At 46.9% G+C, this 14,751-nt stretch carries 13 protein-coding genes and 5 tRNA genes; 5 read left to right on the forward strand and 13 right to left on the reverse strand.

Annotated features, from left to right (window positions below; all coding sequences use genetic code 11):
* Positions 1-23: 23 nt before the first annotated feature.
* The 6 genes from lnt to ACP7FG_RS07005 form a co-directional block, all read right to left on the reverse strand.
* On the reverse strand, positions 24-1,535 hold the full coding sequence (gene lnt / locus ACP7FG_RS06980; protein WP_439225938.1) for an apolipoprotein N-acyltransferase: 1,512 nt from the start codon (positions 1,533-1,535) through the stop codon (positions 24-26).
* Positions 1,535-2,422, reverse strand: a complete 888-nt coding sequence (corC, locus tag ACP7FG_RS06985; protein WP_439225939.1) for a CNNM family magnesium/cobalt transport protein CorC — start codon at positions 2,420-2,422, stop codon at positions 1,535-1,537. Before corC ends, lnt begins: the two co-directional genes overlap by 1 nt.
* Positions 2,419-2,910 (reverse strand): rRNA maturation RNase YbeY, encoded by a 492-nt coding sequence (gene ybeY / locus ACP7FG_RS06990; RefSeq protein WP_439225940.1) that lies wholly within the window; start codon positions 2,908-2,910, stop codon positions 2,419-2,421. Before ybeY ends, corC begins: the two co-directional genes overlap by 4 nt.
* A complete protein-coding gene (locus tag ACP7FG_RS06995) occupies positions 2,910-3,899 on the reverse strand; it encodes a PhoH family protein (RefSeq protein ID WP_054487120.1) in 990 nt (329 codons plus the stop codon). Before ACP7FG_RS06995 ends, ybeY begins: the two co-directional genes overlap by 1 nt.
* 15 nt (positions 3,900-3,914) lie before the next feature.
* Positions 3,915-5,354: a tRNA (N6-isopentenyl adenosine(37)-C2)-methylthiotransferase MiaB gene (gene miaB, locus ACP7FG_RS07000; protein WP_439225941.1), complete on the reverse strand. Its 1,440-nt coding sequence runs from the start codon at positions 5,352-5,354 to the stop codon at positions 3,915-3,917.
* Positions 5,355-5,433: 79 nt separating this feature from the next.
* Positions 5,434-6,303 carry a DMT family transporter gene (locus tag ACP7FG_RS07005; RefSeq protein ID WP_054487123.1) on the reverse strand — a complete coding sequence of 290 codons (870 nt, stop codon included), beginning with the start codon at positions 6,301-6,303 and terminating at the stop codon, positions 5,434-5,436.
* A 106-nt stretch (positions 6,304-6,409) separates the two neighbouring features.
* On the opposite strand from ACP7FG_RS07005, the gene ACP7FG_RS07010 reads away from it, so the two are divergent.
* Positions 6,410-7,552: an FAD-dependent monooxygenase gene (locus tag ACP7FG_RS07010; protein ID WP_439225942.1), complete on the forward strand. Its 1,143-nt coding sequence runs from the start codon at positions 6,410-6,412 to the stop codon at positions 7,550-7,552.
* Between the two features lie 77 nt (positions 7,553-7,629).
* On the opposite strand, the gene ACP7FG_RS07015 is transcribed toward ACP7FG_RS07010, so the two are convergent.
* The 7 genes from ACP7FG_RS07015 to ACP7FG_RS07045 all read right to left on the reverse strand — a co-directional run bounded on the left by ACP7FG_RS07015 (position 7,630) and on the right by ACP7FG_RS07045 (position 10,339).
* Positions 7,630-7,716 (reverse strand) — tRNA-Leu (locus ACP7FG_RS07015).
* A 14-nt stretch (positions 7,717-7,730) separates the two neighbouring features.
* A tRNA-Gln gene (locus ACP7FG_RS07020) sits at positions 7,731-7,805 on the reverse strand.
* Positions 7,806-7,843: 38 nt separating this feature from the next.
* Positions 7,844-7,918, reverse strand: a tRNA-Gln gene (locus ACP7FG_RS07025).
* Between the two features lie 20 nt (positions 7,919-7,938).
* Positions 7,939-8,023 (reverse strand) — tRNA-Leu (locus ACP7FG_RS07030).
* A gap of 19 nt (positions 8,024-8,042) precedes the next feature.
* A tRNA-Met gene (locus tag ACP7FG_RS07035) sits at positions 8,043-8,119 on the reverse strand.
* Positions 8,120-8,263: 144 nt separating this feature from the next.
* Positions 8,264-8,932, reverse strand: coding sequence for an SDR family oxidoreductase (locus ACP7FG_RS07040; protein WP_439225943.1), 669 nt, complete (start codon positions 8,930-8,932; stop codon positions 8,264-8,266).
* Positions 8,933-8,956: 24 nt separating this feature from the next.
* Positions 8,957-10,339 carry a class II fumarate hydratase gene (locus tag ACP7FG_RS07045; protein WP_439225944.1) on the reverse strand — a complete coding sequence of 461 codons (1,383 nt, stop codon included), beginning with the start codon at positions 10,337-10,339 and terminating at the stop codon, positions 8,957-8,959.
* A gap of 161 nt (positions 10,340-10,500) precedes the next feature.
* Between ACP7FG_RS07045 and ACP7FG_RS07050 the strand changes: the two genes are divergently transcribed.
* The 4 genes from ACP7FG_RS07050 to ACP7FG_RS07065 are packed head-to-tail and all read left to right on the forward strand — an operon-like array spanning position 10,501 to position 14,722.
* Positions 10,501-11,157, forward strand: coding sequence for a methylamine utilization protein (locus ACP7FG_RS07050; RefSeq protein ID WP_439225945.1), 657 nt, complete (start codon positions 10,501-10,503; stop codon positions 11,155-11,157).
* Positions 11,154-13,442, forward strand: coding sequence for a putative bifunctional diguanylate cyclase/phosphodiesterase (locus tag ACP7FG_RS07055; protein WP_439225946.1), 2,289 nt, complete (start codon positions 11,154-11,156; stop codon positions 13,440-13,442). The genes ACP7FG_RS07050 and ACP7FG_RS07055 overlap by 4 nt, the downstream gene beginning before the upstream one ends.
* Before the next feature lie 2 nt (positions 13,443-13,444).
* Positions 13,445-14,305 (forward strand): DUF3034 family protein, encoded by an 861-nt coding sequence (locus tag ACP7FG_RS07060; protein WP_439226034.1) that lies wholly within the window; start codon positions 13,445-13,447, stop codon positions 14,303-14,305.
* A gap of 9 nt (positions 14,306-14,314) precedes the next feature.
* Positions 14,315-14,722, forward strand: a complete 408-nt coding sequence (locus ACP7FG_RS07065) for a group I truncated hemoglobin (RefSeq protein WP_199494752.1) — start codon at positions 14,315-14,317, stop codon at positions 14,720-14,722.
* The last annotated feature ends 29 nt before the right edge of the window (positions 14,723-14,751 follow it).

The raw sequence follows: 14,751 nt of genomic DNA on the forward strand, positions 1-14,751 counted from the left end.
GTACTGATTTTCGTACCGGATGACTATGCTTGAGCGCGCTTCTTAGTGCGTTTTGTAGCGATTATCGGCAACAACCCAAGTAAGGCGAGAATTATCGCGCCCCAGTTGCCTATGGTGTTAAAGATAGTGGAGCCCTGAACACCATAAACATTGGTAGATAGCGTCGTTGCTTTAAACTGCGGTGCTAACGCAAGGTAGTTGCCGTGCTCGTCAACCGCGGCTGTAACTCCGTTGTTGGTCGCTCTTAGTAAAGGTTTCCCCAGCTCCATGGCGCGCATACGGGCTATTTGCATATGTTGCCAGGGGCCGTGAGAGTCACCAAACCAGGTGTCATTGCTAATAGTGACCAGATAATCTGTATCATCGTAGGTATTGCTTCGCACTTGTCCTGCAAAAGCAATTTCATAGCAAATAGCCATGGCAAGGTTGCTGCCGTTAGCCTCAAGGTTAGGTTGCTGGTATCCGCCACGACTGAACGACGACATAGGTAAATTGAATAGTGGGGCTAACGGACGCAGAAGGTTCTCAAAAGGAACGAATTCACCAATGGGCAGCAGTTGATGTTTCTGATAACGGTTGGTGTTGCCATAACTGTAGCTCTCATTGTCCAGAACAATAACGGAGTTGTAAAAATCGTCGTTGAGTCTGTCGTAATCAATAATACCGGTAACTAAGGCGGAGTCATTAATACTGGCAGATTGCTCAACAGTATTGAGGACATCACTTGCATAGGGTTCGAGGGCGGTAATCGCCGATTCCGGCCAAATAACCAAGTCGTGATTAAATTTAGGGCGGGTTAAATCCAGATAGCGTAAAATATTTGGCCATTGTTGTTCCGCCTGCCATTTTAATGATTGCTGAATATTACCCTGAACCAGTAATACTGACATGGATTCGGTTTTTCTCTCTGTCGGTTGTATTTTAGGAAATACTGCAGCGCAGGTGAGAAAAATGAGCGGTATTAACAGCGGCGCCGGTTTTTTGAACCGCAAAGCCATAACTATGCTGAGGGCTGTAAACCACAAGGCGACCGTAATACCCGTTTCACCAATAACCGGCGCCAATCCGCCAAATACGCCGTCAGTTTGACTATACCCCAGGCTTAGCCATGGGAAACCTGTAAATAGCCAGCCCCGTAGCAATTCCGCAATGAGCCAGAAAAACGGCAAACTGAAACGCCAGGCAAACTTACGGTGAGAGAGTTTTTGCCAACACCAAAATGCCAGTGCAGGGAATAGTGACAGGTAAGCAAACAGCAGAACTAATAACAGCAGCGTGAACGGTACCGGCACACCGCCATATTGATCGATGCTGACATATATCCAGCTTAGGCCAGCGGCAAACCAGCCCATTCCAAAGATAAAACCAGCTCTGAATGCCCGTTTAGGCGCTAAAGGCCAAATAACACCAACCACAATAGGCAAGACAATAAAAGGCAGCCAATGCCAGTGGAACGGTGAGTAAGCGAGCGTTAGAACTGCACCGCAAAGTAACAAGAGCACGGAGCGTGTGACGCCCCCCGAAAGCTTCATCATTACTGTTCGGACTCCGGTGAGCCATTGTCATCTGAGTTCAGACTAACTTGTAACTGCTGAATACGTCTTTTGTCGGCGTTTGTGACACGAAAGGTCATATTACCTAAAGTGACTTCTTCGCCTGCCTGAGGCAGGTGCCCGAAACCATGAGCAACAAGTCCGCCAACGGTGTCGTGCTCTTCATCGCTGAAGTTGGTATTAAAGTACTGATTAAAGTCCTCGATGGTTGTAAGGGCTTTAATGGAATAGCGGCTTTGGCTAAGACGACGGATATTGTTTTTGTCGTCATCACCCTGAGCGTCCGTTTCGTCTTCAATTTCTCCGACAATCTCTTCCAGAATATCTTCTATAGTGACCAAACCAGACACGCCACCGTATTCATCAACCACAATGGCCATATGATAACGGTTAGAGCGGAATTCTTTGAGGAGTACATCGACCCGTTTACTCTCAGGAACGATTACCGCAGGTCGCATCACTTTCTCAAGTGAAAACACCTCTTCTGTCATGTTAAAGCCGTAGCTCAGCAAATCTTTTGCTAACAGAATACCTTCAACGTGATCTTTGTTGTCTGTGACAACAGGGTAACGACTGTGTTGAGAATCGATAACGATGGGGAGGAATTCGTCCACGCCTTGATGAATGTCAATGGTGACCATTTGTGAGCGTGGAATCATGATGTCGCGTACTTTGAGTTCTGCAACGTCAAGCACACCTTCAATCATTTCTCTGGTATCGTTGTCTATCAGGTCGCGATCTTCAGCGTCCTGAATTAAATCGACGAGTTCTTCTCTGCTTTTCGGCTCACCAGCAAATACTTGCAGCAGTTTTGCTGCCCAGGATTTTCCCGACGAGCCGTTGGCTGAGTGGGGGTTGTCGTCGCTCATTGAGTGTTAAGCTCCATATTGTCTATCGGTTGATACGGGTCTGAGATGTTCAGACTCGCTAAAATGTTACGTTCAATTTGTTCCATTTCTTCTGCTTCGTTGTCGTCAATATGATCGTAACCTAATAAATGCAGAGTACCGTGTATGACCATATGCGTCCAGTGAGCAATCGCTGACTTTTGTTGCTCCTGCGCTTCTTTTTCTACAACGCTTTGGCAGATCACTAAATCACCTAAAAGTGTGACAGGTAATTCTACCGGGCTATTGAAAGGGAAGGATAAAACATTGGTTGCATAGTCTTTACCACGAAACTCATTATTCAGTTCCTGGGCTTCCCGTTCAGCGACAATGCGTATTGTTAGTTCAACCGCTTTGCTGTCTTGTTCGAGGTAATCCAATGTCGCTGAAACCCAGGTATACACGGCGTCTTCATCAGGAGCATCAGTAACGCCATCAGCGAGTTGGTAATCCAGTGTCAAATCAGCCATTAGTTTTTGTCAAAATCCTCGTAGGCTTGCACAATTCGTTGCACCACAGGATGTCGAACAACATCACCTGCCTGGAAGAAAGTAAAGCTAATGTCAGGGACTTTATTGAGAACTTCAATGGCGTGTCTCAAGCCTGAGCGTTGCCCACGGGGTAAATCAACCTGAGTAATGTCTCCGGTAATAACAGCTCGTGAATTAAAGCCGATACGAGTAAGAAACATCTTCATTTGTTCACAAGTCGTATTCTGGCTCTCATCTAGAATGATAAAAGCATCGTTAAGTGTACGCCCGCGCATATAAGCTAATGGCGCAACTTCAATAACGTTACGCTCAATCAATTTTTCAACTTTTTCAAAGCCGAGCATTTCAAACAAGGCGTCGTACAAAGGGCGTAAGTACGGATCCACTTTTTGGGCTAAGTCACCTGGTAAGAACCCCAGCTTTTCGCCTGCTTCAACCGCTGGGCGAGTCAGAAGGATACGGCGCACTTCCTGACGCTCCAAAGCATCCACTGCGCAAGCCACAGCCAGATAAGTTTTACCGGTACCGGCCGGACCAATACCAAAGTTAACGTCATGAGCTAAAATGGCACGAACGTAACCGGCCTGGTTATGGTTACGGGGCTTGATTAGACCCCGCTTTGTTTTAATGTGAGTCATTTTTTCTGCGGCAGGGTCACCTTGTTCATCGTTTTGCTCAAGCACTTTTGCTTGTTGAATAGCAAGGTGGACTTGCTCGGGCTCAATGCGACCTTCTTTTCCTTTTACGGTTGCGGTTTCAATGTACAAATCAAGCAGAAGCTTGTGCACAGCAGAAACGCTGGAGGCATTGCCGATTAATCGAAATTGATGGCCGCGATGCGTGATCTCGACACCCAGGCGGCGCTCAATGTGCTTCAGATTTTCATCTAAAGGGCCGCAGAGATCGGAAAGCCGACGTGAATCCGTCGGCTCTAGCTCAAAATCAAGTGTCTGTGTTTGTGGACTCAATCGTTTCCTCTTTACTCAACTGGCTTGTCGAGGCATTTGAACGACGCCGAGATCATCAGGCTCGCTCGACTTTCCTCGTTGTAAAATAGTTTCCGGCGCTGTATCAATACGCAGCCCCATATCCGCTTCTTCACGAATTAGCTCGCCCCGTAACGAATTAGGAAGCACTTCGGTGATGCGTACATCGACGAACTGTCCAATCATATGGGGTTGACCGACAAAGTTTACAACCCTGTTATTCTCGGTACGCCCGGTAAGTTCCATCGGGTTCTTTTTCGATGGGCCGGTCACCAGAATACGCTGCTCTGTTTCCAGCATACGACGTGCATGCGCCATAGATTGCTGATTCAGGCGTTGCTGTAACAACTGCAAGCGCTCTTTCTTGGTTTCTTCACTAATATCATCAGGTAAGTCAGCCGCTGGTGTTCCCGGGCGTGCACTGTAAATAAAGCTGAAGCTCATATCGAAGTCAATAGTCTGGATAAGATCCATCGTTGCTTCAAAGTCTGCGTTGCTTTCGCCCGGAAAACCAATAATAAAGTCCGATGACATAGCAATGTCTGGTCGCACTTTCTTTAAAGCACGAATTTTTGATTTGTATTCCAGTGCAGTGTGCCCACGCTTCATCATGGTTAAAATTCGGTCTGAACCACTTTGAACCGGTAAATGTAAATGACTGACCAGCTCAGGAATGGTTTTATAGGCTTCGATGATGTCATCGGTGAATTCGACCGGATGAGAGGTGGTGTAACGAATGCGATCAATACCATCGATTGCGGCAACGATATGCAGCAATTCAGCAAAGCGACAAACAGCACCGTCGTAGTGTTCTCCACGGTATGCATTAACGTTTTGGCCTAAGAGATTTACTTCGCGAACGCCTTGTTCAGCCAACTGAGCTATTTCATAAATAACGTCATCAACGGGGCGACTGACTTCTTCGCCACGCGTATAAGGTACGACACAGAAAGAACAGTATTTACTGCAACCTTCCATAATGGAAACAAAGGCACTGGCGCCATCGGCTTTGGGTTCAGCCAGCCGGTCAAACTTCTCAATTTCCGGAAAGGAGACATCGACCATGGGGGCGTGAGTTTCAGTGACCTGGTTTACCATTTCCGGTAAGCGGTGCAGAGTCTGAGGCCCGAAGATAATATCGACAAAAGGAGCGCGTGCGCGAATTTCATTGCCTTCCTGAGAAGCAACGCAGCCACCAACCCCGATCAATAAATTGGGGTTGTTCTTTTTCAGGTTTTTCCAACGCCCTAACTGATGAAACACCTTTTCCTGAGCCTTCTCGCGGATGGAACAGGTATTCAGCAGAATTAAATCTGCGTCTTCAGCTTCTTCGGCAACATCGTAGCCGTGGGTTGAGTGCAGCAATTCTGCCATTTTAGCAGAATCGTACTCGTTCATTTGGCAACCCCAGGTTTTGATATATAGCTTCTTACTCATGACCACTCGATGGTTGATTGATTTCGTTTAAGGCGCTTATTTTATCGCGTATTGGAGCAGATTGCCAAGTTTGAAATGATTAACTTTTGCGCCGCGTTCGAATAGCAAAATAGCCTGCAACAACAATGATTAACGCACCCCATAACATGTGCCAGGCAAGTTCTTCCCCGAACAGCCAGTAACCCAGCAATGCCGCAAATAGAACTGAGCTGTAGGTAAACACCCCAACTTTAGCCGGTGGAGCTATGGAAAAGGCTTTGGTCATTGCTAACTGGCCGTAAACTGCAAGCAGGCCCATAGCAATAACACCAACCCAGTGTTGTGTAGGTATAGGCTGCCATAGCCATAGTAAAGGAATGCCGGATGCGATTGTGGCCAGAGTAGAAAAATAGAACACGATTTTACTTGTCGATTCGGTGTCAGACATACGCCGAATGACAGTTTTGGTGAATGCAGCTAATGCGGCCGCCAAAAAGGCTAATCCAATAACCGGGGAGAGCTCGCTGTTCATGGGGTCAAGAAATATGAAAACACCAATGAAACCCAGTGCTATAGCCAGCCAGGTTTGTCGGGCTACATAGTCGCGTAGCCAGAGCCAGCCGATAACCGGAATTAAAAAGGGTGATAGCAACAGCACCAATGTGGCCTGCGCTAACGGGATAGTGGCAATGGCATAGAAGAACAAATACATTGCCGCTATGCCTGCGGCGCCACGAACAAGGTGCAGTCTTAAGCGCTGTGTTTTTAGGTTGCCGGCTCCCTTGCGCCATAGCCAGGGGAGCAGTACAAGAAAAGCGGTCAGGTTCCGAAAAAAGACCAGTTGCTCAAAAGGTTGGTCTTTACTGATGTATTTTACCAGGGCACTGACACCAGCGAAGCTGGCCTCAGCACTTAAAATAAGCAATGAGGCAATAATCACAGCTTTTTGTGTACTTTCCCTGGCCTGCATAAAAACTACTCTGAACATCGTCTAATTGGCTATGATAACGGAAATTAACCCTTAGATGTGTTATTTATAAGGGCTAGCGGCAAATACCCCAAGTGAGAGCATAGACATGGAACAGCTATCAGTATTAATTAACGGCGGCGGAATGGTCGGGGCGGCAGCAGCGTTAGCTTTTGCTCAGAAAGGCGCGCAAGTGACTTTGCTGGAGCCAAAGCCGCCAAGTGTTGAGGAAAATACTGATCCCGAATGGGACTTACGCATATCTTCGGTGAATAACAGTAATTGGCAGTGGTTGCTGGGGCTGGGCATTGGGGAAGATGTCCGGCATTCACGGGTGTTTGATTATGATCGCTTAACGGTCACATCGATAAGCGGAACGAGCTTATCTTTTCATGCTGACGAAGCCGGTCTTTCAAAATTGGGCGTCATGGTTGAAAACAACGCTTTGCAACAGGCGCTGTGGGCTCAACTACGGGCTTTGAAAAATGTGAGTTTGAGAACCGATGACAAACTTGAAGGGTTTGATACATTATCCCGCACGGCCTTTTTAAACAAAGGCGAACGTCTGAATTATGATTTACTGCTCGGCTGTGACGGCGCTCACTCTAAAGTAGCGCAAGCTGCAGGTATTGATTACAGAGGGTGGGATTATGATCAACGATGCTTACTGGCAAATGTTCGTGTTGAAAAGCCGATAGCGGCTGAAACCTGGGAAGTGTTTCGTTCTCAGGGGCCTTATGCATTGTTACCGCTGACAGAGAATCAGGCTTGCTTAATTGATTACAGTAAACGTGATGACATCACTGCGTTAGAAAAAGATAAGCGAGCACTTGAGTCTCACTTAAAACAGACGTTTGCGCCGCATATTGGTGACTTTAAATTATTAAAGAGTGCCAGCTTTGCTCTGCAGAGAAAGCATGCGTGTCATTATGTTAAAGACGGCTCTGTTGTTCTATTAGGTGATGCGGCTCACAGTATTCATCCAATGGCCGGGCAGGGGGTTAACCTGGGTTTTGCCGATGTCCGCTGTCTGATTGAAACCTTAGAGCAATACTCGCAAAGCACCGCACTCGTTGAATATGAGCGAACCCGTCGGCGTGAAAATGCAAAAATGATGCGAATGATGGATGCGATACAGTTTGGCTGGCGCGACAGTAACCCTATAATGCAGCTGGCAACGTCAGCATCATTGAAAGTAGCGGGTGTACCCTGGGTTAAGCGTTGGTTGTTGCAGCAGGCTGTCGGTAAGTAACAGACACAAAAAAACCACCTTAAGGTGGCCTTTCTGTTTTTCCACTCTTACTTGAGCAGAATAACACTCGAGTAATGTGGTGCGGAGGGGGGGACTTGAACCCCCACGTCCTTGCGGACACTAGCACCTGAAGCTAGCGCGTCTACCAATTCCGCCACCACCGCAACAGTAGTTAGTATGGCTGGGGCACCAGGGATCGAACCTGGGAATCGCGGGATCAAAACCCGCTGCCTTACCGCTTGGCTATGCCCCATCCTACTAGGACTGCAATCACTTTTTGGAAACAACTAATGGCTGGGGCACCAGGGATCGAACCTGGGAATCGCGGGATCAAAACCCGCTGCCTTACCGCTTGGCTATGCCCCAATCTTAGCTGCTCTGAGAGTTGGTGCGGACGGAGAGACTTGAACTCTCACGCCGTGAGGCACTGGAACCTAAATCCAGCGTGTCTACCAATTCCACCACGTCCGCATCATAATCAGTTAAAGGTTGGTGGCTACGGCGAGATTCGAACTTGCGACCCCAGCATTATGAGTGCTGTGCTCTAACCAGCTGAGCTACGTAGCCATACCTTTTTACTTACCGCTCTCTGTGAGTGCGGCGCGTATTATGCAAATCGCTCCGCAGCCCGTCAACCTATTTTTGATAAAAAACGAGATTAACGGGCGCGTTTGAGCAAAAAAACAGTGATTTGTTTAAAAAGGCATCAAATCACCAAGGAAGGCCTTCACCGTTGCTATGGAAAAACTGACCTGTGGTATCCAAACTTAGTTCATCAATACGTTGAATTAAGCGCTCTGCTGCGGTTTCAGCAGGAATATCGCCGGCATGATTCACCATATCGGTTTGTACGAAGCCTGGGTGCAGCAAAACAACAGAAATTCCTTCATCTTTTAGGTCAAGTGACAAAGATTTTCCCGCCGCATTCAATGCCGCTTTTGACATACGGTAACCATAGCGACTGCCGGAACCATTATCGGCAATAGATCCCATTCGGCTGGTAATCATTGCTACTTTGCTGCCTTCTTTTAAGTTGGGCAGCAAAGCTTCAGTGACACGCAGAGGAGCCAGAGCGTTCACCTCAAATTGGGCACGAATATTACCAGCGTCAAGTTCTCCTAGTACGTCTTTGTGCAGCAAGCCTGCGTTATTCACCAGTATATCGATCTTTTTATCGCCTAAAGTTTCAGAAAGGCGAAGAAGATCAGATGCTTTAGTCACATCTATGCCTTCAACAATATCGACATCCAGTTCCGTTAGTTGTTTTGAATTGTTACGACAAACCGCAGTAACTTTATAGCCCTTTTGGGCATATTGGCGTGCAAATTCGTAACCTATACCGCGGTTTGCTCCGGTAATCAGAACTTCTTTTTGACTCATTTTGTACTCCACATATTAACTGCGTTACTCGTTAACGCCGCCTTCGGTTAGTTTTTTAGGGTCCAGTAACTGTTCAAGTTTATCCCGACCTAAGTCTGTCATTTCGTCCGCAACGTCAATAATCGCGCGCCCATCTTTATAAGCCGTTTTGGCTATTTCAGCGGCTTTATTGTAGCCAATAACCGGGTTAAGAGCGGTAACCAGAATGGGGTTTTTAGACAGTGCCTGCTCGAGACGCTTTTCATTAACTTCAAAATCAGCAATGGCTTTACTGGCCAGGGCGTTGCAACTGTTGCTCAGTAAATCAATGGACTGGAGTAAATTGTAACCAATAACCGGCAGCATTACGTTTAACTGAAAGTTTCCCTGCTGGGCCGCTGTTGTCACTGTTGTGTGATTGCCATTAACCTGAGCTGCAACCATTGCCACTGCTTCGGGTATTACCGGGTTCACTTTACCCGGCATAATACTGCTTCCGGGCTGTAATGCGGTGAGCTGAATTTCGCCTAATCCGGCCAGTGGTCCGCTGTTCATCCAGCGCAAGTCGTTACTGATTTTAAGTAGCGTTGTCGCCAGTGTATTCAGTTGGGCCGAAAGCTGTAAATTGACTTCCTGCCCTGCGATACCGATAAAGGGGTTAGCCGAAGGCTTGAATTGACTGCCACTTACCTGGGTTAATGCGTCGGCAAATTCGGCGGCAAATTCTTTGGGCGCATTGATACCTGTACCTATGGCTGTTCCCCCCTGAGGAAGAATGCGACTACGCTGTAGTAATTGTGGAAGCTGCTCGGTTGTGACTTCCAGTTGACCCGCCCAGGCTTCTAATTCTTGTGCCATGGTCATAGGCATGGCATCCATCAAATGCGTTCTGCCTGTCTTTACAACATCCCGTAATTCAATGGCTTTGCTTCTGATGGTGTCAACTAACTGCTTTAATGCGGGCTCTAACTGTTTTTCGACCGCCAGCACACTAGCAATTTGAATGGCAGTAGGAATAACATCGTTACTCGACTGACTTTGATTGACGTGGTCGTTGGGGTGAATGTCCAGCCCTTGCTGCTTTGCTAAATTTGCAATGACTTCATTTACGTTCATGTTTGAGCTTGTGCCGGAGCCTGTTTGGAATACATCAACCGGAAAGTGTTCCAGATGTTTTCCATCAATGATTTCCTGAGCGGCTTTCTCAATAGCGTCGGCATGTTTTTGGTCTAACTGCCCGATTTTAGCGTTAGCCCTTGCCGCACTGGCTTTTACCATTGCTATGGCTTGTATAATCTTAGCCGGCAGAGTGAGCCCACTAATGGAAAAGTTATCAACTGCGCGCTGAGTTTGCGCGGCGTAAAGTGCATTTTGGGGGACTTTGATTTCGCCCATGCTGTCTTTCTCTGTGCGATAATCCTGGCTCATGAGTATCCCTCCTGTCATCGAGCTTAAGAGTAAAAGCGTCTATGCCTAACCTACCAAAAATGAACCATAGTGGATCATTAGTACGTACTCCAATCATAGCGCAGTTTGTTTTTTTCGGTTACGTTACAGTTGAACCTATTAAGTGATTGTCGGGGGTTGGTGTGAAGCATGTAATTGCTGCTTTTTTATTGACGGTTTTAAGTGTCCAGTATGTGTCTGCCGAGACTTTAAAAGTGAAATTGGTTGATGCAAAGGGTCAGCCGTTAGTTAATGCCGCGCTATTAATTGATAGCCAAAAAGATAAGTTTAATGAAAGTAATGAAGCGGTCGTTGATCAGGTGGATAAACAGTTTACTCCCACAGTCAGTGCTGTAAAAAGGGGCACTGATGTTATATTCCCTAACAGCGATAATATTCGACACCACGTGTATTCGTTTTCTGAAGCTAAGAATTTTGAGTTAAAACTGTATTCAGACAAAGAGCAGCCAAGCGTTAACTTTGATAAAGAAGGTATCGTGACTCTGGGTTGTAATATCCATGATCAGATGATTGCTTACGTTCTGGTAAGTAATGACTATGACGTCGTTGTGACCGATGAGCAAGGTCTGGCTGAGCTTAACCTCACCGAAGGGAAGACGCTGGAAGAGGTGAGGGTATGGCATTACTGGATGGGCGATGATTTATCTCAAGCTCAGAACATTGCATTAGCCGCTAATGGGGAGGAGCTCACCGGACAAGTTCGGGTATCCGCGCCTCAGCAGGAAGAAAAAGAACCTTCTCGTTTAGAACAGCGATTTAATCGTAAAGGGAACCAATGATCACACGGTTTAGAACTCGCTTAATTATTATTCTTGCCGGTTTGGTAGCCGGCGCTTTATTGGTCGCCTTAGCGGCGGTGTGGGTTGCAACGGAGAACCAGCTGGAACGCTCAATTGAACGAGAGCTGAGTGTCAGTGAAAAGGTATTCCGCGAACTGCTCGATAGCCGCAGCACCCAGCTACTTCAGGCGGCTGAAGTTCTTACCGATGACTTTGGATTTAAGCGGGCGGTATCCTCTAAAGACAGAGAGACCATTATTTCGGCGTTAGTGAACCACGGTGAACGGATAGAAGCCGAATTAATGGTACTGCAAACACCCGACGGGAAAGAAATTGCTTCATCACATGCCTTTGATGAGTTGCGTATTAACCCTCGTGCGGCCGGTTTAAATCGAGAGTTAGCGGTAGTGGAAGACGAGTTATTTCAGTTAGTTACTGTGCCGGTGAATGCGCCTAATTTAATTGCGTGGGCAACGCTTGGCTTTGAGGTTGATTCTGAATTGGCTGAGGAGTTAAAAAGTCTGGCTAATGCTGATATCAGTTTGTGGCTGGAGAGCTCTAACGATGTTCTCGCCTCAAGCCTATCGCAGCCGAAGGTTTCCTCTTTATCGGAGACCTTGACTCAAAGTAACGGAATTTTGGATGCCTGGTTACTAAACAATGATTTTGCCGGTAATGAAGTCATCCTTAATCTTGACTCGGGCGACGCTGTTCATGTTGTGCTGACGACATCTTTGAGCGCTGCAACCGAGGAGTTTACACGGCTGCGTTGGCAGATTGTTTTAATTGCCATTGCCGCTTTGGTTGTCGCTATGTTGTTAGCTGTCATTATTGCGCGCGGCGTGTCACGCCCATTGCAGCAGTTGTCAGGAGCCGCGAAGAAACTGCAGCAAGGCGACTACAGTGAAACGAATTTGTCATTAAATGATGATGAGTTCGGTAAGCTCGCTGACACTTTTGGTAGCATGCGAAAGGCTATTTCTGAGCGTGAACAGCGTATTTCTTATCAGGCATCTCATGATCACCTAACTAACTTACCTAACCGACGGTTTTTCCGAAAAGAGTTGGAGAAGCTGCTACATGCGAATAACAGTGGCTGTTTATTATTGTTAAATATTCGACAGTTCCGTGTTTTGAATGACAGTGTTGGTCAGGAAATTGGCGATGATATTTTGCGGCAATTGTCAGATCGTTTACGGCAGTGCTGCGCAAATTCAACCTTGTTAGCGAGAGTCGGTGGTGATGAGTTTGCTATTTTGTACTCTTTCGAACAATTAGCATTTGAATTAAACAGCAGCGTAAATCAATTAGAGGCGTTTCTTAAGTCGCCGTTTAAAGTAGGGGACAGTGACTATCGTCTGGCTTTTAATTTAGGTGTTGTTTGTTTTCCCGAACAAGGCGCAGAGGTTGATTTATTGATTCGACGCGCGCAGGTCAGTGTACAACAAGCGAAACTTCAGCAGAGCTTCTACGTAGAGTATCAGCAAGGGCTGGATGAACAGCACATGAGACGCCTGCAAATTATAGAGTCGTTAAAAGACGCCGTAAAAGATGAAGAGCTGCATCTGGTGTTACAGCCTAAGATTAACTGTCAGAGCGGCACCGTCGTGGGTGCTGAAGTACTTTTAAGATGGCAGAGTGAGAAGCTGGGCTTTGTTGGCCCTGATGAGTTTATTCCTTTGGCAGAGCAGTCGGGAGCTATTACCGATTTAACAGACTGGGTCTGCAGGCAGTCTGTGGAGCTGCTCCGTAACTGGGAACAGCAAGGAAAAACTCTCAAACTGAGTATTAATTTATCGACGGTTGACCTGTTAAGTGACGCCCTACCTCTATTGTTTGAGCAATTGATAAAAGGTTTCCCTCAGTTACCGCAGCGGCTGGTTCTGGAAGTGACGGAAAGTGCCGTTATGCAGGACCCTGAAAAAGCGATTGCCCGGCTGGAAACCCTCAAGCGCCTCGGCTTTTCTATTTCTATTGATGATTATGGCACCGGACATTCATCCCTGGCACAGTTACGTAGACTGCCTGTCGAAGAACTTAAAGTTGACAGGGCGTTTGTGCAGTATTTGAGTGAAGAGGCTATGGATGAATCCATTGTCCGTTCAACGATTCAGCTAGCCCATGAATTGGGTCTTCGAGTGGTTGCAGAAGGTGTTGAAGATGAAGCCAGTTGGAAGGTACTGCAATCGCTGCAGTGCGATGAATTGCAAGGCTACTATTTTAGCAAACCCTTAGCTATTTCAGATTTTAAGAATTACTTAACCGACCATGAGTTAAAAGAATGAAAATGAATATAAGAGACTCTTTAGTGTATGGAAGCCGCTTTATTTTGGCTGGTGTTTTGCTTTTTAGCTCTGCTACGTTCGCGGACCAGGGAACAAGACTATTAGCAACAGGGGGCGCCAGTACGTTAGAAGGAGCCGGGGGAGGCGGTATAGTCCCCTGGGCAACATTAAGCAGTTACGCAGGGAAAGGTCAATTTGGTGCTACGGTCAATTTAAGTGAAGTTGCTGTAGATGACTTTCGGTTAAGCGTACAGGGCGCCAGTGTCAGTTGGAATAACCGAATAGAATTGTCGTACGCGGAACAAACATTTGATCTGTCCACTATTGGTGGTGAGCTTAGTCAAAGTATTCTTGGTGCTAAAGTACGTTTGGCCGGCGACCTCATTTACGGCGATTCACCTCAAGTCAGTGTGGGCGCGCAGCACAAAAAGAACAATGACTATGCATTGCCTTCAGCCGTTGGTTCTCAGGATGACAGCAGTGTTGACTGGTATGTCAGTGCCGCAAAAGCCTGGTTGGATGGGCCTTTTCATCGTACCTGGGTCGCAAACTTAACCTTGCGTTCAAGCAAGGCGAATCAACTGGGTCTGTTGGGCTTTGGCGGAGACAAAGAAAACAGCAGGGACTGGCTGGCGGAAGCGTCGGTAGCGGCTTTTTTGAACCGTTATTGGGCTGTGGGTATTGAATACCGCCAGAAGCCCGATAATTTAAACTTCGCTGAAGAGCAGGACTGGAAAGATCTTTTTGTCGCTTACTTCCCAAATAAACATGTGTCCGTTGTTGGCGCTTACACTGACTTAGGTTCAATAGCGGGGCTCGATGATCAAACCGGCTGGTATTTGTCTGTTCAGGCAGCTTTTTAAGGAGAAATTATGAGAATAGGTGTGTTACTGGCGGTGTTATTATTTGCTCCGCTTTCAATTGCCCAGAACTTGTATCAGCAGCTGGGAGAGAAAGAGGGTATTGAAACCGTTGTCGAAGAAATGCTTTACAGAGTGGGTGGCGATGACCGTATAGCTCATCATTTTACTGATGTGGACATTATGCGGGTGCATAAACTGATTAGTGAACAAATATGTGACGTTAGTGGTGGTCCATGTGACTACAGCGGAGATGATATGAAAACTTCGCATCGCAACATGGGCGTTACTAACGCGGACTTCAATGCGCTGGTGGAGCACCTAATAGCGGCGATGGAAAAGCATGATATACCGGTTGCGGCTCAGAATCAGTTACTGGGTCTGCTGGCGCCAATGCATGGCGATATTGTAGAAAACTAAAGGTACAGGGAAAAGATTGTGGCCCGCTC

Origin of the sequence: Idiomarina sp. ST10R2A5 (assembly GCF_051842325.1) — a bacterium.
GTDB lineage: Bacteria > Pseudomonadota > Gammaproteobacteria > Enterobacterales > Alteromonadaceae > Idiomarina > Idiomarina abyssalis.